Here is a 22415-nt window from a genome sequence, read left to right as displayed (position 1 = left end):
GAGCGGCAGGGTACCGGTCAGGTGGTCGCGGGCACGCGGTCCTCGCGGACCACCGCCACCTCGCCGGGCGGCACCGTCAGTTCGCCGTCGCACCGGTCGCCGGTGAGCAGTTCGACGCCGGTGACCGGCAGGCGGGCCGGCTCGTCGGTGTGGTTGACCACGAACAGCCAGCTCCGGTCCGCCGACCGGCGGCGGACCACCTCGACGCCGGCCGGCACGGGCGCCGCCGGGCGTACCCCGGCCTCGGCGAGCAGCCGGGCCACCAGCTTGTCGGTGGCCGCGTCGTCGAGCCGGGTGCCGACGTACCAGGCGGCGCCCGCGCCGACCACGCGCCGGGTCAGCGCCGGCACGCCCGGCAGGGGTCCGTCGGCGTACGCGGCAAGCACCTCGGCGTCCTCCGCGTGCAGCCACTCGGTCCACACGTCGGCGCGGGCGCCGTCGTCGAGGCGTACCGTCTCGCCGGCGCGCAGCGGGAAGAACTCCTCCACGCGTACGCCGAGCAGGTCGCGGAACGCGCCGGGGTAGCCGCCGAGCCGGATGTGGTCGTGTTCGTCCACGATGCCGCTGAAGTACGTGACGAGCGCGGTGCCGCCGGCCTCGACGAACCGGCGCAGCGCGGCCGTGTCGGCGTCGCGGGTGAGGTAGAGCGTGGGCACCAGGACCAGCCGGTAGCGGGACAGGTCGGTCGACGGGTGCACCACGTCCGCGGTGACGCCGGCCCGCCACAGCGCGCCGTGCAGCGCGGCCAGCCGATCGGTGTACGTGACGTCGACGCTGGGGTGGGAGTCGAGTTCCGCGCCCCACCACGCCTCGTAGTCGAACAGCAGGGCGACGTCGGCGTCGACCCGGCTGCCGCGTACCTCGGCAAGCGCCCGCAGGTCGGCGCCGAGCCGGCAGACCTCGCGGAACACCTTGGTCTCCGGCCCGGCGTGCGGCACCAGCGCGGAGTGGAACTTCTCCGCGCCGGCACGGGAGGCACGCCACTGGAAGAACAGCACCCCGTCGGCGCCGCGCGCCACGTGCGCCAGGCTGTTGCGGCGCATCTGGCCGGGCGTCTTGGCCACGTTGCGGGGCTGCCAGTTGACCGCGCTCGTGGAGTGCTCCATCAGCAGCCAGGGCGCGCCGCCGGCCACGCCGCGGGTGTGGTCGGCGGCGAACGCCAGGTCGACGTGCGGCTGCGGATCGGCGGCGGAGAGGTAGTGGTCGTTGGCGACCACGTCCACGTCGGACGCCCAGGAGTGGTAGTCCATGTGCTTGATGCCGGCGCCGACCATGAAGTTGGTGGTGACCGGCTGGGCGACGAGCCGGTTCAGCAGCTCCCGCTCGGCGCGGAGCTGGGCGCGTTGCTCGTCGGAGGAGAAACGCCGGAAGTCGAGCTGCTGGGTCGGGTTGGCGAAGGTCGGCGCGGCGCGCGGCGGGTTCACCTCGGCCCAGTCGTGGTAGCGCTGGCTCCAGAACGCGGTGCCCCAGGCGGCGTTGAGCGCGTCCAGGTCGCCGTAGCGCTCGCGCAGCCACCGGCGGTACGCCTCGGCGCTGACGTCGCAGTAGCAGTGCACGTTGTGGCAGCCCAGCTCGTTGGAGACGTGCCACAGCACGACCGCCGGGTGCGCCGCGTAGCGTCGGGCGACCGCGTCGACGAGCGCGAGCGAGCGGTCCCGGAACACCGGTGAGCTGGGGCAGTACGCCTGCCGGCCGCCGGGCCACAGCACCGTGCCGTCGGCGCGGCGGGGAAGCGTCTCCGGGTGCCGGTGGGCCAGCCACGGCGGCGGGCTGGCGGTGGCGGTGGCCAGGTCGACGCTGATCCCGCCGCGGTGCAGCAGGTCCAGCGCCCGGTCCAGCCAGCCGAACTCGTAGCGGTCCGGGGCGGGCTCCAGCAGGGCCCAGGAGAAGATGCCAACCGAGACCAGGTTGACCCCGGCGCGGCGCATCAGGTCGACGTCCTCGGCCCACACCTCCTCGGGCCACTGCTCCGGGTTGTAGTCGGCGCCGTACCAGATGCCCTCGCCGTGCCAGGTCCGCATGAGAGCTGAGGGTGCCCCCGAACGCCACCCAAGTCAACACTTTCCAACATCGACAGATGTTACAACGTTTACCATCTTTTTCCCCTGCCCAGTACACCTTTCCGCCCTATTGACAGCGCCGAATCAAGGGGTAGCTTCAACCGCCACCGGCTATTTCTGTTCGGACGTGTGGATTCTCGGTGGATCTCGTCGCACACCTCTCCACGCAGGAGGCGCAATGTCCCGTCCCCGCTCACAAGCCGAATACCTCGCCCGGCTCGTACCCCCGTCCGTCGCCGGCCTGCGACGGCGCTCGCTGCTGGCCGGCGCGGCCGGCGCGGGCGCGCTGCTCGGCACCGGCGCGCTCGCCGGCTGCGGCGACTCCGACTCCGGTTCCGGCGGCGACGCGAAGACCGTCTCGCTCGGCTCGAACCAGTCGGACCCGAAGCCCAAGGACGTCACCGCCAAGGTGATGGACGGTTTCAAGACGTCCTCCGGGGTCACCGTCAACATCAACACGGTGGACCACAACACGTTCCAGGAGAACATCAACAACTATCTCCAGGGCAAGCCGGACGACGTGTTCACCTGGTTCGCCGGCTACCGGATGCGGTTCTTCGCCGCCAAGGGCCTGGCCGGCGACCTCAGCGACGTCTGGGGCAAACTCGACGGCTACTCCGACGCGTTCAAGAAGGCGTCCACGGGCGACGACGGCAAGCAGTACTTCGTCCCGGCGTCGTACTACCCGTGGGCGGTCTTCTACCGCAAGTCGGTCTGGCAGCAGCGCGGCTACCAGGTGCCGACCACGCTCGACCAGCTCACCGCACTCGGCGCGCAGATGAAGAAGGACGGGCTGAACCCGATCGCCTTCGCCGACAAGGACGGCTGGCCGGCGATGGGCACGTTCGACATCCTCAACCTGCGGATCAACGGCTATCAGTTCCACATCGACCTGATGGCCGGCAAGGAGGCGTGGACCTCCGACAAGGTCAAGAAGGTCTTCGACACCTGGGCCGGCCTGCTCCCCCTGCACCAGCCGGACGCGCTGGGCCGCACCTGGCAGGAGGCCGCCCAGTCGTTGCAGCAGAAGAAGAGCGGCATGTATCTGCTGGGTCTCTTCGTCGGCCAGCAGTTCAGCGGCGCCGACCTGGAGGACCTCGACTTCTTCACGTTCCCCGAGGTCGACTCCACCATCGGCGCGAAGGCCCTGGACGCGCCGATCGACGGCTACATGATGGCCCGCAAGCCGAAGTCCAAGGACGCGGCCACCAAACTGCTGACCTACCTCGGCTCGAAGGACGCCGCCGACATCACGGTCAAGAACGACCCGAGCACGCTCGTGGCCAACAGCGGCGCGGACATCGCCAGCTACACCGCGCTCCAGAAGAAGGCCGCCGACCTGGTCGGCTCGGCCACCGAGATCGCCCAGTTCCTCGACCGGGACACCAGGCCGGACTTCGCCTCCACCGTGATGATCCCGGCGTTGCAGCAGTTCATCAAGGACCCGAAGGACATCGGCGGGATGCTCACGAGCGTCGAGAACCAGAAGAAGTCGATCTTCACAAGCTGACGGCGGAAGGGGGAAGGACACCATGTCCGACCTGCCCCTGATCCAAGCGGATCGCGCCGTGCCGCCACCGGCCGCGACCACCACCACGGGTGGTCGCGGCCGACGGCTACGGCTCCTGTCCCGCACCGACCGCGTGGTGATCACGCTGATGGTGGTGGTGCCCCTGCTGCTCGTCCTCGGCCTGGTCTGGTTGCCGGCGGCGGCGACGGTGCTGCTCTCCGGCACCAACTGGGACGGCATCGGCCCGGTCGGCGAGATCGACTGGGTCGGGTGGAAGAACTACGACGACGTGGTGCACAACTACCCGCCGTTCGTCCCCGCGGTGCGGCACAACCTGCTCTGGCTGGCCGCGCTCTTCGTGGTGGCCACCCCGTTCGGCATGTTCCTCGCCGTGCTGCTCGACAAGGAACTACGCGGCAGCCGGTTCTACCAGACCGCGCTCTACCTGCCGGTGGTGCTCTCGCTGGCGCTCGTCGGCTTCATCTGGCAGCTCATCTACAGCCGGGACCAGGGCCTGCTCAACGGCGTGTTCGGCGGGCAGACCGACTGGTACGGCGACCCGGACGTCAACATCTGGGCCCTGCTGGTGGCCGCCGGCTGGCGGCACGTCGGCTACATCATGCTGCTCTACCTGGCCGGCCTCAAGGGCGTCGACCCGACCTTGCGGGAGGCCGCCGCCGTGGACGGCTCCTCGGAGACCAGCACGTTCTTCCGGGTCGTCTTCCCGGTGATGCGCCCGATCAACGTCATCGTGCTGGTGGTGACCGTGATCGAGTCGCTGCGCGCGTTCGACCTGGTCTGGGTGATCAACAAGGGCCGCAACGGGCTGGAGCTGATCTCCGCGCTGGTCACCCAGAACGTGGTCGGCGAGGCCAGCCGGATCGGCTTCGGCTCCGCGCTCGCGACCATCATGCTGGCCGTGTCGCTCGTCTTCATCACCATCTACCTCTGGACCGTCATGCGGGAGGACAAGCGATGACCGCCGCCGTCTCCCCCGGGCGCCGCCGGCCCGTGCGGCCCGCCCGGGTCGTCCTGCACGTCTTCCTGGGTACGGTCGCCGTCGGCTGGCTGTTCCCGCTGCTCTGGGCGGTGCTGACCTCGTTCCGCTCCTACCGGTACACCGCCGTGCACGGGTACGTCTCGCTCGGCGGCTGGACGGTCGACAACTACGTCACCGCGTGGCGCACCGCCGAGTTCGGCAAGCACTTCCTCAACTCGCTCTACATCACCGTCCCGGCGGTGCTGCTCACGCTCTTCCTCGCCTCGTGCGTGGCGTTCGTGATCGCCCGGTTCAGCTGGAAGCTCAACATCGCGCTGCTCGGCCTCTTCACCGCGGCGAACCTGCTGCCGCAGCAGTCCCTGCTCATCCCGCTGTTCCGGATGTTCACCGAGATCCCGCTGCCCGCCTGGATGAGCGACTCGGAGCTGCTCTACGACAGCTACTGGGGGCTGATCCTGGTCAACGTGGCGTTCCAGTGCGGCTTCTGCGTCTTCGTGCTGAGCAACTACATGAAGGCGCTGCCGCACGAGCTGTACGAGGCGGCGATGGTCGACGGGGCGAGCGTGTGGCGGCAGTACTGGCAGGTGACCATGCCGCTGTGCCGACCGGCCCTGGCCGCGCTCGCCACGCTGGAGGTGACCTGGATCTACAACGAGTTCTTCTGGGCCACCGTGCTGATGCGTACCGGCGACAAGTTCCCGGTGACCAGCTCGCTGAACAACCTGCGCGGCGAGTTCTTCACCGACAACAACCTGGTCTCGGCCGGCTCGGTGCTTGTCGCGATCCCCACCCTGGTGATCTTCTTCCTGCTGCAGAAGCAGTTCGTCCGGGGTCTGACGCTGGGAGCCTCCAAGGGATGACGATCGTCCACCTGCGCCGCGCGCGGACCAGCCTGGTGCTCGACGCGCGCGGTCCCGGCCTGCCCCGGATCGTGCACTGGGGTGCCGACCTGGGGCCACTATCCACCGAGGACCTGCCCGCCCTCGTCGACGCCACCGTCGCGCCCGTGGTGCCGAGCAGCTTCGACGCGCCGACCGTGCTGTCGCTGCTGCCCGAGGCGAGCGCCGGGTGGAGCGGGCGGCCCGGACTGGCCGGTCACCGCGACGGCCGGGACTGGTCGACGGCCTTCCGCCTCACCGGCATCGAGCTGCACGACGAGCTGTTAGGAGGGGCCCCTTCATCTACCCCAGGCGTTAAGAAGGGCCCCCTCCTTCTGACCGTGCGGGCGGTGGACGCCGACGCGGGGTTGAGCCTCACCGTCGAGATCACGCTGGACGCCGCGGGGGTGCTGACGCTGCGGCACCGGGTGCGCAACGACGGCGACGGCCGCTACGAGCTGCGGGAGCTGACCCCGGTGCTGCCGGTGCCGGCGGTCGCCACCGAACTGCTCGACCTGACCGGCCGGTGGTGCCGGGAACGCGCGCCGCAGCGGCACCCGTGGCCGATGGGCGCCTGGGTCCGCGAGGGGCGGCACGGCCGCACCGGGCACGACGCCACGCTGCTGCTGGTCGCCGGCACCCCCGGCTTCGGCTTCGGGCACGGCGAGGTGTGGGCGGTGCACCCCGCGTGGAGCGGCGACCACGTCACGGTGGCCGAGCGCCGTCCCACCGGCGAGGCGACGCTCGGCGGCGGCGAGCTGCTCGCGCCCGGCGAGATCGTGCTCGGGCCGGGCGAGGAGTACGCCACCCCGCTGCTCTACGCGGCCTGGTCGGCCGACGGGCTGGACGGGCTCAGCCACGCGCTGCACACCCACCTGCGCGCCCGGCCAGGCCATCCGCGCACGCCCCGGCCGGTGACGCTCAACGTGTGGGAGGCGGTCTACTTCGACCACGACCTGGACCGGCTCCGCGGGCTCGCCGACCGGGCCGCCGAGGTGGGGGTGGAACGCTTCATCCTCGATGACGGCTGGTTTCGCGGCCGGCGGCACGACCTCGCCGGGCTCGGCGACTGGTTCGTCGACGAGCAGGTCTGGGCGGGTGGGCTGCAACCCCTCATCGACCACGTACGCGGGCACGGCATGCAGTTCGGGCTCTGGGTCGAGCCGGAGATGGTCAACCCCGACTCCGACCTGTTCCGCGCCCACCCCGACTGGGTGCTCCAGGCACCCGGCCGACTCCCCCCGCCGTGGCGGCACCAGCAGGTGCTCGACCTGGCCCACCCGGACGCGTACGCGTACCTGCTCGGCCGGCTCGACGCGGTGCTTACCGAGCACGCCGGCATCGCCTACCTGAAGTGGGACCACAACCGCGACCTCACCGAGGCCGGGCACGCCGGCCGACCCGGCGTGCACGCCCAGACGCTCGCGGCCTACCGGCTGCTGGACGAGCTGCGCGCCCGCCACCCGGGCCTGGAGATCGAGAGCTGCTCGTCCGGCGGCGGCCGGGTCGACCTGGAGATCCTGCGCCGCACCGACCGGGTCTGGGCCAGCGACTGCAACGACGCGCTGGAACGGCTCGCCATCCAACGCTGGACCGGGCTGCTGCTGCCACCGGAGCTGATCGGCACGCACATCGGCCCGGAACGCTCGCACACCACGCGCCGCGTGCACGACCTCGGCTTCCGGGCGGTCACCGCGCTCTTCGGCCACCACGGCATCGAATGGGACATCAGCGCGATCGACGCGTCCACGCGGGCCGAACTCGCCGCCTGGGTCGCGCTGCACAAGCGGCTGCGCCCGCTGCTGCACGGCGGTCGGGTGGTCCGGGTCGACCACCCGGACCCGGCCGTGCAGGCCCACGGCGTGATCGCCCACGACCGCTCCGAAGCGGTGTACGCGATCAGCCGGCTGGCCACGTCCGTCGCGCAGGCGCCGGGCGCGGTGCGGCTGCCGGGGCTGGACCCGGCGCGGCGCTACCGGGTACGCCCGCCGGCCGGGGTGCCGGAACCGGCCACGCTGGAGTTGGCCCCACCGGGTTGGCTGGCCGGCGCTGATGCCGGTACCGGTACCGGTACCGGTACCGGCGCTGGGGCTGGTGCTGGGGCTGGTGCTGGGGTGGTGCTGGCCGGGTCGGTGCTCGGCGCGGTCGGCCTGCAACTGCCGGCCCTGCATCCGGAGCAGGCGCTGCTGCTCGAGGTCACCGCCGTCTGACCAGTTCGGGTGTGTCTGTCGTCGCTCGGGCAACGTCAGACGCACCCGAAGCCGAGCGGACGTCAGATCGGCCGGCGGTGCCGTGCGTCAGGCCGGCCAGCGGGTTGGTGCCGTGCGTCAGGTCGGCCGGCGGGTGGTGTCGCGCAGGGCCAGGGCCACGGTGGCGAAGAGGGCGGCGCCGCAGCCGACGCCGGAGACCAGGCCGACCGCTCCCGCGTCGCCGCCGAAAGCGTAGGTGAGAAAGCCGGCCACGCCGAGCGCGGTCATCACCGCGCCGAGCCAGTGGTAGCGCGGCATCCTCCAGACCGCCGCCAGGCCGAAGAAGTGCACGCCGACCACCACCGCGACCCAGGCCACCGCCACGGCGGGCCGGTCGAGCACGCCGTTGATCACGGCCAGGCCGCCGAAGAGGGCGACCGCCTCCAGCGCCACCACGATCCAGTAGCGGCGGTCCATGAACCCGGCCGCCTCCGGTCCCTGCGCTGCCGGTGGGGCGTGCCGGGCCACCCGGAACAGGCCGACCAGGAGCAGTGCGGCCACCAACAGACCGAGCACCCGCACCACGAGCGGCCACGGCGAAGGCAGTCCTCCGCTGTTGACCAGGATGAAGACGGTCCCGAACGAGATCGCCACGAGCGAGCCGATCACCGAACCCGACGGTCGTCCCCTGGTCCCCGGCGTACTCATCGCGTCCCCTCCCGACGATCGCGCGCCGGCCGGTCGGCGCGACGCGCGCCAGATCGTACGGCAGCTCGGCCCGTACGCCCGCACCTCGCCCAGTGTCAGGATTCGAGCCGAGGCCGTTTCCTGAGGATCGTCGCCGGGCGCCTACGCCTCTGCAACGTATGTTCCCGACCCCGGCACGCCCACCACGATGCCGTGCGCTTTGAGGATGTCCACGGCACGTGCGACGGTGCGCCGGGCCGAGCCGTACTCAGCGGCAAGTGCGTCGTACGTCGGCAGGCGGGTCCCGCGCGGAAACTCCCCGGCGCCGATGCGGCGGGTCAGATCGTCGGCGATCTCCTTCGCCGTGTGCGGGATGGGCACGGGCGTCATCGTGCCGCCTACCCGGATCAGCACCGTTGACACGCCTGGCACTACTTGCCTTACTTGCACTTCTGGCACTATATTTTCAGGAAAGGCGCGGCCCGTAGTGGACGTCATGTCGGTGCGGGCAGTCGGCCATCGGAGGGCGTCCTGACCCCCGGCACGGATCAGGGCGCCTCACCGACTTGTAACGGAGGTGGATCGGTGCTGTCGGAGGAAGAGCCGATGCGCGTTCCAGTCAACACCAACGTTTGGTGGTGGCCTACCCGGATTGACCGGTTGGAGTGCGGCGAGTGCGGCTCACCGTTGCCAATGCATCGACTCACGGCGCTGTCCGAACTGGCTGAGGCTATCGAGGACCACGCCCGAGAGTGCGTCGCCTTCCGAGAGGACGGTTCGGGTTAGGAGCGTTTCCAGGCGAGGATGAGTACGCCGGGTTCGTCTTCGTCGCTTCGCGCGGATGCTCTCGACGGGCGCCGGAGACACCCATAGCGTTCCACCCATGCCCCGCCCGGCTAGTGGGTGGAACGGAATGGATGTGTCAGGGCGCCGGAGTGACCGCCGAATGGTTCGGTCGAAGCGAAGCCGGGGCGGCGGAGGCTAAGTCGTCTCTGCCCTCACGGCAGGCACGCCGACGGTCCGACCGCACCGGCCTGAGGCGTACCCGAAAACGGGTGGCCGGGTCCGTGCGGACCCGGCCACCGGCGTGCGCGGGGTCGGTCAGCTCGCGGTGCAGGTCACCGCGGGCGTGCTGTTGGTGCCGGTCCAGCTGCCGATGAAGCCGAAGCTGGTGCTCGCGCCGGCGCCGAGCCGGCCGTTGTAGTCGACGTTGCGGGCGGTCCAGGTCGACCCGCTGTTGCTGACCGTGGCGTTCCACGCCTGGCTGACGGCCTGGCCGTTGGCGAACGTCCACTTCACCGTCCAGCCGCTGATCGCGGCGGAGCCTGCGGTCACCTTGACGTCGCCCTGGAAGCCGCCCTGCCACGAGTTGGTGACGGTGTAGGCGGCGGTGCAGCCACCGGCCGGCGGGGGCGTGCTGGTCGGCGGCGTGGTCGGGCTCGGGCTGGTGGTGGGGCTCGTGGTCGGGCTCGGGCTGGTGGTGGGGCTGGTCGTCGGGCTGGGTGAGCTGCCGGAGTAGACCGACGCCTCGCGGGAGGTGGCGGTGATGCCGTTGGCCCCGGCGAAGATGCGCTGGCCCCAGGTGGTGAGCTGGGCCGGGTTGAAGTTGGTGGTCATGTCCAGGTATTCGACGCCGCCGCCGTTGCCGCTCCACGACCAGCCCAGGTAGCCGATCCGGTTGGCCTGGGCGTACGACATGATGGTGTCCTCGTCGGGGTTGCCGTCGGAGTGGTTGAAGCCGAACTCGCCGACCACGATGGGCAGCCCGGCGGTGCGGAACCGGCCCAGGTAGTCGGTGATCTCCGCGGCGGTGTCGAAGACGCCGTACATGTGGATGGAGAAGACGGTGTTGCGCTGCGGGTCGGCGGCGAACACGGTGCCGGCGTTGTCGCGCATGGTGAACGTCCAGTCCTGGCCCCAGTTCGGCGCGTCCACCATGATCGTGTGGGTGAGGCCGCCGGCGCGCAGCCGCTTGATCGCGTTCGAGGTGTCGGTGGTCCAGGCGCTGTAGCCCTGGTTGCCGAACGGCTCGTTGCCGATGTTGACGATGACGTACTTCTCCTGACCCTTGAGCACGTCGGCGATGCTCAGCCAGTAGTCGGTGGCCTTCGCCAGCGTGGTGGCCGCGCCGTCCTCGCCGTACCCGGTGGTGTCGTGCGCCTCCAGCACGCAGATGAGGCGGTTGGTCTTGCACAGCGAGATCACGTTGGCCACGTCGGCGGCGCTGTTCTTCGTCCAGCGGTCGCCGGTGGCAAGCACCACCCGGACGGTGTTGGCGCCGAGCGCCTTGATGTTGGCGAACGAGCTGGTCTGTTGCGGGTACCAGGTGTGCGCGTGGTTGACCCCGCGCATGACGAACTCGGTGCCGTTGGCGTCGTAGAGCCGCCCGTTGGAGACGGAGAAACCGGTGGCGGCCTGCGCCGGCTGCCCGAAGGCGAAGACGGAGGCGAGGGCCGTCAGCAGGGCGACGCCCGCGACGGAGAGCATTTTCTTCATGGCTGTCCTCAGAAGGTGGCGACGTCCCGGACGCCGGCATCAGCGTAGGACGATGCGCCCTCGAAGGCAACCGGTTAAGTCCTGCGGCGGCCCGTGTCGCCACGGGCCGCCGCAGGGGCGGTCATCCCCACCACAGGATGGTGCGCCTCCCGGCCTGAACCGGTTAAGCCGGACTCTAGGCAGCGTCGAACCACGCGTCAAGGTTGACCGGCGCCCGGCGGGGTATCCCGGGACGATCCACCCCGGAAGGAGAGGCGCCATGGTCAACGTCGGCTACACCCTGATGTGCGAGCAGGCCGGCCCGAAGGACCTGGTCGACCACGCCGTGCGCGCCGAGGCCGCCGGTTTCGACCACCTGGTCATGTCCGACCACTACTACCCGTGGCTGGAGTCGCAGGGCCACTCCCCGTACGCCTGGTCGGTGCTCGGCGCGGTCGCGCACGCCACCACCCGGCCCGAGCTGCTCTCGTTCGTCACCTGCCCGATCCGGCGCTACCACCCCGCGGTGGTGGCGCAGAAGGCCAGTACCATCGGCGTGCTCTCGGACGGGCGGTTCACGCTCGGCCTCGGCGCCGGGGAGAACCTGAACGAGCACGTGGTGGGCGGATGGCCGCACGTGCAGCAGCGGCACGAGATGTTCGAGGAGGCGCTCCAGATCATCCGGCCGCTGCTCAACGGCGAGACGCTGACGTTCTCCGGCAACCACTTCGACGTGCCCGACGCGTACGTCTGGGACCGCCCGGAGCGTCCGGTGCCGATGGCGGTGGCCGCGTCCGGCCGGCAGTCGGCCACGCTCGCCGCCGAGTACGCGGACGCCATGATCGCCACCGATCCGCTGCCTCACCTGATCGACATGTATGAGGAGGCCGGCGGCGCGGGCCGACCCCGCTACGGCCAGGTGGCCATCTGTTACGGCCCGGACGAGGACGAGTGCCGCAAGATCGTGCACGACCAGTTCCGCTGGTTCGGGATGGGCTGGAAGGTCAACGCCGACCTGCCGAACCCGGACGCGTTCGCGGCGGCCACCCAGTTCGTCCGCGAGGAGGACGTGGCCGAGGGCATTTCCTGCGGTCCGGACACCGACCGGCACGTCGAGGCGTTCAAGAAGTTCGTCGACGCCGGCTTCACCCACGTGGCGCTGGTCCAGGTGGGTGGGGACAGCCAGCCGATGTTCATCGACTGGGCCCGGGAGGAGCTGCTGCCCCGACTGCGCGAGCTGTGACGCCGTGCGTTTCCGGAACCGGCCGCGCCACCGCAGGGGCGGCAACAGAATGAGCCCATGAACCTGCTGACCGTGCTGCCGCTGACGCTGGTGATGATCGCTGGGCCGCAGCTGATCAGCGCGGTCTTCCTGGCCGCCAGCCGCGACCCGCGCCGCAGTTCGGTGGCCTACCTGGCGGGCGCCGCGCTGGGCACGCTGATCCCGTTGACCGTCTGGTACGGCGTGTTCCGGCTGGTGCGCCACTCCGCCGGCAACGGGACGAAGGACAGCGGCAGCCGGCACCTGATCGACTGGATCGTGCTGGTGCTGCTGCTCGTACTCATGGTGATCACGTTCCTGCGGCGCAAGCGGAACCAGCCCCCGGGCTGGATGCGCAGGTTGGAGGACCCGCGGCCCACGTTCGCGTTCGGTCTCGGCGTGGTGCTCTTCCTCGCCATGCCCAGCGACGAGGTCACCATGGCGTCGGTCGCCGGCAGCCTGGCCGGCCACGACAAGCCGTGGTGGCACCTGCTGCCGTTCCTGGTGCTGACCGTGCTGCTGCTGGCGCTGCCGCTGCTCGCGCTTGTGCTGCTCGGCGCCCGCGCGGAGCGCCTGCTGCCGAAGGTCCGCGACTGGTCGAACGCGCACTCCTGGATCATCAGCGAGGCGGTGATCCTGATCTTCGTGGCGATCGTGCTGTCCGACCTGGCCTAGCCGGCCGCGAGGTCCAGCTCGGCCAGCACCGGGTAGTGGTCGGAGGCGACGTCGGCGTCGCCGTCGCGGACCACCCGCACCGCCCGGACCCGCTCGGCCAGCGCCGGCGTGGCGAGCAGGTAGTCCAGCCGCATCCCGGCGAACTCCGCGCCGCCGTGCCCGGTCGGCACGGTCAACCCGCCGGGCCCGTCGCCGCCGGAGCGCGGCCAGAGGTCGACCAGGCCGCCGTCGAGCAGCCGGGCCACCGCGCGGGTGTCCACGGTACGGCCGTCGCGGCGCAGGTGCCGACGCCGGTAGCCGGGGGCGAGCCCGGCCAGCCGGTCGGTGTGGTCGACGGCCGGCTCCAGCGTGTTCAGGTCCCCGACGAGCAGGGCCAGCTCTCCCCCGGTGCGCCGCACCGCCGCCGCCAGCCAGTCCGCCTCCATCCGCCGCCGCCCACCCGAGTACGGGTTGAGGTGGGTGCTGAACACGGTCAGCGGCCCCGCCCCGGTGGCCACCTCGACCCGGGCGGCGGCGTGGTGGAACGGCCGGCGCACCCGCCCGGCGCGCAACACCCGCAGCGGCGGCCGGACCAGCACCGCCACCGGCTGGCCGAAGCAGGACCGGGCCAGGTGCGGCACCAGCCCCGTCCGCTCCGCCAGCCCGCCGAGGGTACGGTCCAGCCCGCGCAGCTCCTGGAGGGCCAGCACGTCGGGGCGCTGCGCGGTGACCACCGAGACGATCCGGTCCCGGCGGTCGGTGCCGTCGCGGTCGCGCCCGCCGGTGCGGATGTTCCAGGTCATCACCCGCAGCATCGGGGTCAGTCCGCCCGGCCGGCCCGGGCCAGCTCGTCGTCCAGCTCGTCCACCTGCTCCGACTCGATCGCTGGCTGGTTGCCCCGCGCCACGTCGGCGTTCGGCCGGACCACCCACCACAGCAGCGACAGCCAGAGCGTGCCGAGGATGATCGCGCCCATGAAGTCGGTCGGGTGGTGCATGCCCCGGTACATCCGGGAGGTGGCCACGCCGACCGGCATGATCACGGCCATCGCCACGAACAGCCACCGCCACCACCTGTCGGTGCGGGGGAACACGATGATCGCCATCGCGGCCCAGAGGCAGATGGTCGCCGCGATGTGCCCGGACGGGAACGACGAGGTGGGCATCTGCCCGTCCAGGTTCTCCACCGGCGGGCGGGGCCGCTCCACCACCCGCGCGCTGGACAGGAAGAGGCTCAGCTCGCCGAACATCGCCAGCACCACGAACAGCACCGGCCGCCAGCGACGCCACACGGCCAGCACGATCGGGCAGAACACCAGCGAGACGAGCAGGATGGCGTGGGTGTCGCCGAACTTGCTCCACCACCAGCTCAGATCCGTGAGCGCGTCGGTGTGCCGGGCGGCGAACCAGCGGGGCACCTCGGTGTCGAGCCAGTCGAAGACGGTGCCCTTGGCGTGGTAGCTGACGTACATGCCGAACGCGTAGAGCGCGCCGAAGACGATCACCCAGCCGACCAGCAGCTCGGCCACCGCGGACCGGGGGTGCTCCAGCACCTTCTCCTCGGCCGGGGCGGGGGCGATCTCCTCGCCCGCCTCCGGCTCCAGGCCCTCGGTGAGCGGCGGCACCGGCCGGCCGCGCTCGCGCCGCCACAGCCGGAAGGCGTACGCGGTGACGCCCAGCCAGGCCGCGCCGAGCAGCCAGCCGCCGAGCACGTCGGAGACGAAGTGCACGCCCAGCGCGATCCGGGTCAGCCCGACCAGGAAGATCAGCACGGCGGCGACGGCGATGGCCGGTTTGCGCCAGCGCGGCGCCATGGCCGGCAGGAACACCAGCAGCAGCGCCCCGTACGCGACGAACGAGCCGAGCGCGTGGCCGCTGGGGAAGCTGTTGCCGGGCGCGCTCGCGACCGGCACGTCCACCACCGGACGCAGTCGCCCGACGAGCGCCTTGAGCGACGGGTCGAGGATCAGCCCGCCCACACCGGTGATGATCAGGTAGACCGCCAGCCGGGACTGCCGACGGATCAGCAGGCCCACCACGGCGATGGTGACCAGCCAGATCAGCACCGGCCGGCCACCCAGGTCGGTGATCGCCTGGAGCACCGTGACCAGCGGGTGGTGCGGCGCCACGAGGTTGTTGAACCACTCGGCCGCCTCGTGGTCGGCGTGCTGGAGCGGGCTCCACCGGAACCGGACGAGCATGAGCAGCACGCCGAACGCCACGCCCGCCCCGGCCACCGCGAGCAGCCCGACCAGGCTCCGCTCCGCGAAGTGGCCGAGCGGCCGGCGACCGGACTCCCTGACCTCGGTCACACCGCACCTCCCTCTTCTTCTGCGAGGCGCGGTGTACCCGATCGGTGTGTTTCGTACACGCCGGGCCGGCGCGGCGTCAGAGCGCGGTCATCTCGCCGGTGTCGAACAGCTCCTCGCGCTGCGCGTCCGGCTCCCACAGGTCCGGCTGGGCCGGCTCCTCCACCCCGATCCGCATCGCCTCCAACTGGGCGGCGAAGGCCAGCCCACCGAAGAGCGCCATCCCGGTGAGGTTGGCCCAGAGCAGCAGCGCCATCATGCCTGTCAACGCGCCGTAGGTCTGGCCGAAACCGCCGCCGTACTTCACGTACACGGCGAGCAGCAGGCTGGCCACCCACCAGATGGCGATGGCGATGCCGGCGCCGAAGAAGAGCCAGGACAGGCCGGGCTGCTTGCGTCGGGGCGTGTGCCGGAACAGCGCGGCGACGGCGAGCACGGTCAGGCCGAGGCTGAGCGGCCAGCGGACCACGTCCCAGATCACGGTGGCGACGACGCCCCACTCGTAGTGCCGGCGGACCGAGTCGCCCACCGCGCCGCCGCCGACGAGGATCAGGAACCCGACCAGCGCGGGCACACCGGCGACCACGGCGAGCACCGCGGCGCGCACGTACTTGGGGAACGCCGGGCGGTCCCGCTCCACGCCGTAGATCCGGTTGGCGCCGCGCTCGATCTGCGCCATCGTGGTGGTCAACGCCACCAGTCCGGTGATCAGGCCGAGGGTCAGCGCCAGCTCACCGACGTCCTCGGTGCGGTCCGAGTCGGACAGCAGCTCCTGCACCATGGACTCGCTCTGACCCGGCGTGATCGCCAGCACCGTGTCGGCCACGACCTTGCCGCCCTCGTCCGCACCGAGGTCGGTGATCAGACCGGTGAGCGCGATCAGGAACGGCACCACGGCCAGGCAGAGCTGGAACGCCAGGGCGCGGGAGTGGCTGAAGCCGTCGCCGTAGCGGAACCGGATGAAGGCGTCCCGCAGCAGGTGCCAGCCGCCGTGCCGGCGCAGCGTGTGCCAGGCGTCGTCGGCGGAGAGCTCGTCGGAGCTCATCAGCCGGGTCTCGGGGACGAGCTTGGTGCTACTCACGGCGCGCCTCCTCGACCAGGTGCTCGCCGCGCTCACCGGCCGCCTCGGCGTCCTCGGCCAGGTCGGGGTGGTCCTCGGGCTGCGGGACGCAGAGCCAGAGCGACTCGGGCCGGATGGTGGCGCTGAGCGAGCGGCCCGGCTCGATCAGGTCGCCGTCGAGCTGGCGGGGCTGGGCCCGGTTGCTGGCGATCTCGACGGTGCGCGCCCGGAACACCTCCATCCGGGGCACGCTGCCGCGGCGACGCATCACCGCCCAGCCCATGGCCACCCAGTGCCCGAGCCGGCGCGGGGTCAGCACCGCCACGTCGAGCCAGCCGTCATCGGGCTCGGCGTCGGTGAGCAGGCGTACCCCGCCCTGGAGGCGGCCGACGTTGGCGACCAGGACCGAGCGGGCGCGGCGGCGCAGCGGCGGCCCGCCGTCGATCCGCACCGAGACCCGCATCGGCCGGTCCCGCAGGTGACGGGCGGCGCCGACCAGGTAGGCCGGCCAGCCGATCCGCTTCTTGGTGGTCTCGGAGGTGGAGTCGAGCATCTGGGCGTCGAAGCCCATCCCGGCCATCACCGCGAAGCACTGGTCGTCGACCACGCCGACGTCGAGCCGGCGCATCCCGCGTTCGACGGCGACCTGGAGCCCGGCGGCGAGGTCGCCGGAGAGGCCGAGGTTGGCGGCGAGCAGGTTGCCGGTGCCCTGGGGCAGCACGGCCAGTGCCACGTCGGTGCCGGCGAGCGCGGTGACGCAGGCCATCACGGTGCCGTCGCCGCCGCAGGCGAAGACCACCTCGGCCCCGGCCTTGACTGCCTCCTCGGCCTGGCCGCGACCCGGGTCCTCGACCGTGGTCTCGTGCCAGGTCGGGGCCGGCCAGCCGGCGGCGTCGAGCGCGCCGTCCACGGTCCGCCGGAACTCGTCCAGGTCGGCGACCTTCACCGGGTTGACCACCACGGCGGAGCGCGGGGTCGGGTTCTCCGCGGTCACCGGGCGCTTGTCGTCTGCACCGTCCACGGCGTCAGTGTGCAGGACGCCGGGCGCGGCGGCGAGCCGGCGGGCGCGGTCGTTGCGAGGACCGCAATCAGGTTTGAAATCCCGACCCCGCGTCAGGCCGCCTCGCGCAGCGCCGCCTCGACCCGCAGCCGCAGGTCGTCGAGGTCGGCGCCGGCCTCGGTGAGCACCTGCGCGGCCAGTCCGTCGCCCTCCCGGAGCAGGCCGAGCAGGATGTGCTCGGTGCCGATGTGCCGGTGGTGCAGCCGCAGCGCCTCGCGCAGCGACAGTTCGAGCACCTTCTTGGCCCGGGGTGAGAACCGGCCGCTGCCGTGCCGGCGCCGCCACCACCGGCGTGGGCGCGGCACCGCCTCGCGGAGCGCGTCCGGGCCGAAGGACTCCTCGATCCGGGCCACGATCGCGGCGAGGTCGATGCCGATCTCGTGCAGCGCCGCCGCGTCCGCCGCGCCGAGCCCGTCGACGCCCTGCGCGGTGTGGCGGGCCACCGCCGCGCGCAGGCCGTCGGCGTCGACGCCGTCGGCCGACAGCAGCCGCACCGCCAGGTTGTCGCGGTCGGCAAGCACGCCGAGCAGCAGGTGTTCGGTGCCCACCGGGCGCCGGCCCTCGGTCTCGGCCTCGACGAGCGCGTGGCGCACCACGGCCCGGGCCCGGTCGGTGAATCGTTCGAACATCATGCCTCCCAGCTCTGGCGCACCGCCGGCCGCCCGGCGTGCTTCTTGTGGACCGCCTGCCGGCTGACCTCGAGCGCGTCGGCGATCTCCTGCCAGGACCAGCCCTGCCGCCGGGCGTTGTCCACCTGGACCACCTCGAGCCGTTCGAGCAGCCGGCGCAGGGCGAGAACCGCGCGCAGGCCGACCTTCGGGTCGGTGCTGCCGGCCGCCGCCGCGAGTTCCGTCGCTTGACTCATGCTGTCAATGTAGGTTGACAGACGGATTGTGTCAACTCCGATTGACAGACGGACACGCCGCCGCCTGACCACGTGCGCGGCCGGTCGATGTTACGGTCCGTAGGTGTTCCGTCGCCGTCCGCTGGATCAGCCGGTCGGGGCCGCACGCCGCCTCGCCGCCGGCCGGTTCACCGTGGAGATCGCCGGGGGCAGCGTGGTCGGGCACCACTACCCGGAGAACTACGACGTGCTGCACGTCGACGAGACGCTGCCGCTGGCCGTGGTCTGCGACGGCATGGGCGAGGGCGACGGCAGCCGGGTGGCCGGCGCCACCGCGACGCGGACCTTCGTCGAGCAGGTCCGCGCCGCCTGGCCGACCGTCGACGCCGCCGGGCTGCGGGCCGCCGCCGCCGTCACCCAGACCCGGGTACGCCGGGCCGGCGCGGCGCTCGTCGGGCTGACCGGGTGCACGCTCACCGCGCTCGTGGTCGAACCGGACGGCGGCCAGGGGTGGCTGGTGCAGATCGGCGACTCGCGGGCGTACCGGCTGCGCGACGGGCTGCTGGAACTGGTCACGGTCGACCACACGATGGCCTGGCTCGGCGTGCTGCACGGCTGGTGGCCGGCCGGCTCGCCGGAGGCGGTCCGGGCCCGCTACCAACTGCTGCGCTACCTCGGCCACCCGGACCGGCCCGACCCGGACCTGCTCGCCGTGCCGCTGCGGCGCGGCGACACCTGGCTTCTCTGCACCGACGGGGTGAGCGACCAGCTCGGCTACCACCGGCTGCGGGACCTGCTCGCCGCCCGGCGCGACCCGAAACGCACCGCCCAGGCCCTCCTCGACGCCAGCCTCGACGCCGGCGGCGACGACAACGCCACCGCCGTGGTGCTGCGCGTCCACCCCACCCTGCCCGCCCCGCGCTGAGCATCCCGACGCCCGCCGATTCCGGCGACCCGGTCCGGCCGACCCGACCACCCGTCTACCGTGGGGGAAAGCGCGGTCGGGAGGTGAGCCGCAATGGCCGCACCCGGCCACGGCGCGGTGGTCGTCGGCGTGGGCCCGTCGACGGAGGCCCTCACGGTGGTCCGCACGGCCGCCGGCGAGGCCGCCGCACACGACCGGCCGCTGCACCTGCTGCACGCGTTCAACTGGGCCGCGACCTCCGGCCCGGCCCCGGCCGGCGGCACCCGCACCGACGCGGAGGACCTGCTCGAACGGGCCAGCCAGATCGCCGCCGCCGCCGCGCCGGAGGTGCCGGTCAGCGGCGAGATCGTGGAGGGCTCACCGGTCGAGGCGCTGCTGCGGGCCGCCGACGCCGCGTTCCTGGTCGCGCTCGGCGACGGCGGCATGGCCACCTGCTCGGCCTGCGTACCGGCCGACGCGCCGGCCGTCGAACTGGCCGCCCGGGCCGGCTGCCCGGTCCTGATCGGTCGGACCGAGCCGGCCCCGCCCGGTCCGCTGCTCGTCGGCTACGACGGCTCACCGGGCTCCCGCGCCACCCTCGGCTACGCCTTCGACTGCGCCGAACGCCGGGGCGCCCGGCTGCTCGCCGTCCGGGTGGTCGAGCCGGACCGCGGCGACGACGACGGCGTACTCGAAGAAGCGGTCAACCGGCACGCCGCCCGGCACCCGAGGGTGGCCGCGAGCTGCCAGACCGTGCGCGGCGACCCCCGGACCGTCCTGCTCGACCGGTCCCGCTCGGCGCAGCTCGCGCTCGTCGGCGCGCGGGGCGACGGGCCGGTGCAGTCCAGCCTCGGCGAGGTCAGCCAGTCCCTGCTCTACCACTCGCCGGCCCCGCTGATCGTGGTACGCGGGCTCGACCCGGACGCCCGGGACGGGTCATGACGCCCACCCGGCCCGGGACCTCCGGCCCTGACCGGCGCCACCGCCCACGGGAGAGATTGGACGTGCCGGGGACGGCAGACACCTCCCCGAGTGGCAGACGACCCCGAGCCACGAGAGGCTAACGCAGCATGGAGACCGCGCTGGACCTGCACAGCCCCCTGACCGACGACGACCTGCGCCGGCTGGACGCCTACTGGCGGGCGGCGAACTACCTCACCGTCGGGCAGATCTACCTGCTCGACAACCCGCTGCTCCGCGAGCCGCTGCGGCCCGAGCACATCAAGCCGCGGCTGCTGGGCCACTGGGGCACCAGCCCGGGCCTCAACCTGCTCTACGCGCACCTCAACCGCGTCATCGTCGACCGGGACCTGTCCGCGATCTTCGTCACCGGCCCCGGCCACGGCGGCCCCGCGCTCGTCGCCAACACCTGGTTGGAGGGCACCTACAGCGAGCTCTACCACCACATCCCCCGGGACGAGTCCGGCATGCAGCGGCTGTTCCGCCAGTTCTCCTTCCCCGGCGGCATCCCCAGCCACGTGGCGCCGGAGGTGCCGGGTTCGATCCACGAGGGCGGCGAGCTGGGGTACGCGCTGAGCCACGCCTACGGCGCCGCGTTCGACAACCCGGACCTGCTCGTCGCCTGCGTGATCGGCGACGGCGAGGCGGAGACCGGCCCGCTCGCCGGGAGCTGGCTGTCGAATGTGTTCCTCAACCCGGCCCGGGACGGGGCGGTGCTGCCGATCCTGCACCTCAACGGCTACAAGATCGCCAATCCGACCGTGCTGGACCGGATCCCCGCCGAGGACCTGCTGGACCTGATGCGCGGCTACGGCTACCACCCGTACGTGGTCGAGGGCGACGACCCGACGGCGGTGCACCACCTGCTCGCCGCGACGCTCGACCGGGCGGTCGACGAGATCGCCGAGATCCAGCGCCGGGCCCGTTCCGGCGGCGACGTCGAGCGCCCCCGCTGGCCGATGATCGTGCTGCGTACGCCGAAGGGCTGGACCGGGCCGGCGGACGTCGACGGCAAGCAGGTCGAGGGGACCTTCCGCGCCCACCAGGTGCCCATCTCCGAGGTACGCGACAACCCGGCGCATCTGGCCGAGCTGGAGCGCTGGCTGCGCGGCTACCGGCCGGAGGAGCTGTTCGACGCCACCGGCGGCCCGGTCGCCGAGCTGGCCGCGTTGCCACCGACCGGCGACCGGCGGATGAGCGCCAACCCGGTCGCCAACGGCGGCAAACTGCTGCGCGACCTGGACCTGCCGGACTTCCGCGACTACGGGTTGGACATCGAGGAGCCGGGCGGCACGGTGGCCGGCGCGACCGGCACGCTCGGCCCCTGGGTCCGCGACGTGATCACCCGTAACCCGGAGACGTTCCGCCTGTTCGGCCCGGACGAGGTCGCCTCCAACCGGCTCGGCGCCGCGTTCGAGGTCACCGACCGCGCGTTCGTCGGCCGCCGGGAACCCGGCGACGACCACCTCTCCCCCGACGGCCGGGTGATGGAGGTGCTCTCCGAACACCTCTGCGAAGGCTGGCTGGAGGGCTACCTGCTGACCGGCCGGCACGGCCTCTTCACCAGCTACGAGGCGTTCATCCACATCGTCGACTCGATGGTCAACCAGCACGCCAAGTGGCTCAAGGTGACCCGGCACATCCCCTGGCGGGAGCCGATCGCCTCGCTGAACTACCTGCTCTCCAGCCACGTCTGGCGGCAGGACCACAACGGCTTCTCGCACCAGGACCCGGGCTTCATCGACCACGTGGCCAACAAGAAGGCCGAAGTGGTCCGCGTCTACCTGCCACCGGACGCCAACACGCTGCTCTCCACCATGGACCACTGCCTGCGCAGCCGGCACTACATCAACGTGGTGGTGGCCGGGAAGCAACCCGCGCCGAACTGGCTGACCATGGACGAGGCGGTCCAACACTGCCGCCGTGGCCTGGGCATCTGGGACTGGGCCAGCACCGACGACGGGGCCGAGCCGGACGTGGTGCTCGCCTGCGCCGGCGACGTGCCGACGCTGGAGACCCTCGCGGCGGCCGACCTGCTGCGCCAGCACCTGCCCGACCTGAAGGTGCGGGTGGTGAACGTGGTCGACCTGATGCGCCTGCAACCGTCCTCGGAACACCCGCACGGCCTGCCGGACAACGAGTTCGACACCATCTTCACCCGCGGCAGGCCGGTCATCTTCGCCTACCACGGCTACCCGTGGCTGATCCACCGGCTCACCTACCGCCGGACCAACCACGAGAACCTGCACGTACGCGGCTACAAGGAGGAGGGCACCACCACCACGCCGTTCGACATGGTGATGCTCAACGACCTGGACCGCTTCCACCTGGTCATCGACGTCATCGACCGGGTGCCCGGGCTGCGGTCACGCGCCGCCCACCTGCGCCAGGAGATGGTGGACACCCGCCAGTCCTGCCGCGACCACACCCGCGAGTACGGCGAGGACGACCCCCGGGTCGCCGAGTGGCGCTGGATCCGCGAGACCGAACCGGCCCTGCGGACCGGTGAGCGGGAGCAGTGAGCTCGCCGACCCCGCAGTCGCGAACGAAAGGTAGGCACGGCGA

General features: G+C 72.0%; 19 protein-coding genes. 9 read left to right on the top strand and 10 right to left on the bottom strand.

What is annotated here, in order from left to right; translation table 11 throughout:
* Positions 1-17 precede the first annotated feature (17 nt).
* The gene (locus tag O7613_RS03860) at positions 18-2021 is read right to left on the bottom strand and encodes a beta-galactosidase (RefSeq protein WP_282292114.1); all 2004 of its coding nucleotides are present in this window, start codon (positions 2019-2021) and stop codon (positions 18-20) included.
* A 217-nt stretch (positions 2022-2238) separates the two neighbouring features.
* Between O7613_RS03860 and O7613_RS03855 the strand changes: the two genes are divergently transcribed.
* From O7613_RS03855 to O7613_RS03840, 4 genes are read left to right on the top strand one after another with little or no spacing between them, the layout of a single operon-like run.
* Entirely contained in the window at positions 2239-3570 is a 1332-nt protein-coding gene (locus O7613_RS03855; protein WP_282292112.1) for an ABC transporter substrate-binding protein, read from the top strand.
* Positions 3571-3592: 22 nt separating this feature from the next.
* Complete coding sequence (locus O7613_RS03850; RefSeq protein WP_282292110.1) at positions 3593-4549, top strand: sugar ABC transporter permease; 957 nt, start codon at positions 3593-3595, stop codon at positions 4547-4549.
* A complete protein-coding gene (locus tag O7613_RS03845; RefSeq protein WP_281584170.1) occupies positions 4546-5430 on the top strand; it encodes a carbohydrate ABC transporter permease in 885 nt (294 codons plus the stop codon). Before O7613_RS03850 ends, O7613_RS03845 begins: the two co-directional genes overlap by 4 nt.
* Positions 5427-7658: an alpha-galactosidase gene (locus tag O7613_RS03840; protein ID WP_282292109.1), complete on the top strand. Its 2232-nt coding sequence runs from the start codon at positions 5427-5429 to the stop codon at positions 7656-7658. The genes O7613_RS03845 and O7613_RS03840 overlap by 4 nt, the downstream gene beginning before the upstream one ends.
* Before the next feature lie 117 nt (positions 7659-7775).
* Here the strand turns inward: O7613_RS03840 and O7613_RS03835 are convergent, their stop codons facing one another.
* From O7613_RS03835 to O7613_RS03825, 3 genes are all read right to left on the bottom strand, one after another.
* On the bottom strand, positions 7776-8345 hold the full coding sequence (locus tag O7613_RS03835) for a hypothetical protein (RefSeq protein WP_282292107.1): 570 nt from the start codon (positions 8343-8345) through the stop codon (positions 7776-7778).
* Between the two features lie 141 nt (positions 8346-8486).
* Entirely contained in the window at positions 8487-8747 is a 261-nt protein-coding gene (locus O7613_RS03830; protein WP_281584173.1) for a winged helix-turn-helix domain-containing protein, read from the bottom strand.
* A 678-nt stretch (positions 8748-9425) separates the two neighbouring features.
* Entirely contained in the window at positions 9426-10820 is a 1395-nt protein-coding gene (locus O7613_RS03825; RefSeq protein WP_281584174.1) for a cellulase family glycosylhydrolase, read from the bottom strand.
* Between the two features lie 259 nt (positions 10821-11079).
* Between O7613_RS03825 and O7613_RS03820 the strand changes: the two genes are divergently transcribed.
* On the top strand, positions 11080-12042 hold the full coding sequence (locus O7613_RS03820; RefSeq protein ID WP_281584175.1) for a TIGR03557 family F420-dependent LLM class oxidoreductase: 963 nt from the start codon (positions 11080-11082) through the stop codon (positions 12040-12042).
* Positions 12043-12099: 57 nt separating this feature from the next.
* Positions 12100-12735, top strand: coding sequence for a GAP family protein (locus tag O7613_RS03815; protein ID WP_282292104.1), 636 nt, complete (start codon positions 12100-12102; stop codon positions 12733-12735).
* Here the strand turns inward: O7613_RS03815 and O7613_RS03810 are convergent.
* The 6 genes from O7613_RS03810 to O7613_RS03785 form a co-directional block, all read right to left on the bottom strand.
* Positions 12732-13529 (bottom strand): endonuclease/exonuclease/phosphatase family protein, encoded by a 798-nt coding sequence (locus O7613_RS03810; RefSeq protein ID WP_282292102.1) that lies wholly within the window; start codon positions 13527-13529, stop codon positions 12732-12734. The genes O7613_RS03815 and O7613_RS03810 overlap by 4 nt on opposite strands.
* 5 nt (positions 13530-13534) lie before the next feature.
* Positions 13535-15025, bottom strand: a complete 1491-nt coding sequence (locus O7613_RS03805) for a phosphatase PAP2 family protein (protein ID WP_282292100.1) — start codon at positions 15023-15025, stop codon at positions 13535-13537.
* A 76-nt stretch (positions 15026-15101) separates the two neighbouring features.
* Positions 15102-16103 (bottom strand): YihY/virulence factor BrkB family protein, encoded by a 1002-nt coding sequence (locus O7613_RS03800; RefSeq protein WP_282292099.1) that lies wholly within the window; start codon positions 16101-16103, stop codon positions 15102-15104.
* On the bottom strand, positions 16096-17103 hold the full coding sequence (locus tag O7613_RS03795) for a diacylglycerol kinase family protein (protein ID WP_281584180.1): 1008 nt from the start codon (positions 17101-17103) through the stop codon (positions 16096-16098). Before O7613_RS03795 ends, O7613_RS03800 begins: the two co-directional genes overlap by 8 nt.
* A 92-nt stretch (positions 17104-17195) precedes the next feature.
* Positions 17196-17771 (bottom strand): Clp protease N-terminal domain-containing protein, encoded by a 576-nt coding sequence (locus O7613_RS03790; protein WP_282294470.1) that lies wholly within the window; start codon positions 17769-17771, stop codon positions 17196-17198.
* A complete protein-coding gene (locus O7613_RS03785; protein WP_089153892.1) occupies positions 17771-18007 on the bottom strand; it encodes an HTH domain-containing protein in 237 nt (78 codons plus the stop codon). Before O7613_RS03785 ends, O7613_RS03790 begins: the two co-directional genes overlap by 1 nt.
* A 103-nt stretch (positions 18008-18110) precedes the next feature.
* On the opposite strand from O7613_RS03785, the gene O7613_RS03780 reads away from it, so the two are divergent.
* From O7613_RS03780 to O7613_RS03770, 3 genes are all read left to right on the top strand, one after another.
* Positions 18111-18911: a PP2C family serine/threonine-protein phosphatase gene (locus tag O7613_RS03780; protein WP_282292096.1), complete on the top strand. Its 801-nt coding sequence runs from the start codon at positions 18111-18113 to the stop codon at positions 18909-18911.
* 93 nt (positions 18912-19004) lie between these two features.
* Complete coding sequence (locus O7613_RS03775; RefSeq protein WP_281584182.1) at positions 19005-19832, top strand: universal stress protein; 828 nt, start codon at positions 19005-19007, stop codon at positions 19830-19832.
* A gap of 128 nt (positions 19833-19960) precedes the next feature.
* Positions 19961-22372 carry a phosphoketolase family protein gene (locus O7613_RS03770; RefSeq protein ID WP_282292095.1) on the top strand — a complete coding sequence of 804 codons (2412 nt, stop codon included), beginning with the start codon at positions 19961-19963 and terminating at the stop codon, positions 22370-22372.
* Positions 22373-22415 lie beyond the last annotated feature (43 nt).

This window comes from Micromonospora sp. WMMD975 (assembly GCF_029581215.1).
GTDB lineage: Bacteria > Actinomycetota > Actinomycetes > Mycobacteriales > Micromonosporaceae > Micromonospora.
The sequence above is the reverse complement of the archived record's forward strand: the minus strand, read 5'-3'. Positions and strand labels throughout refer to the sequence as shown.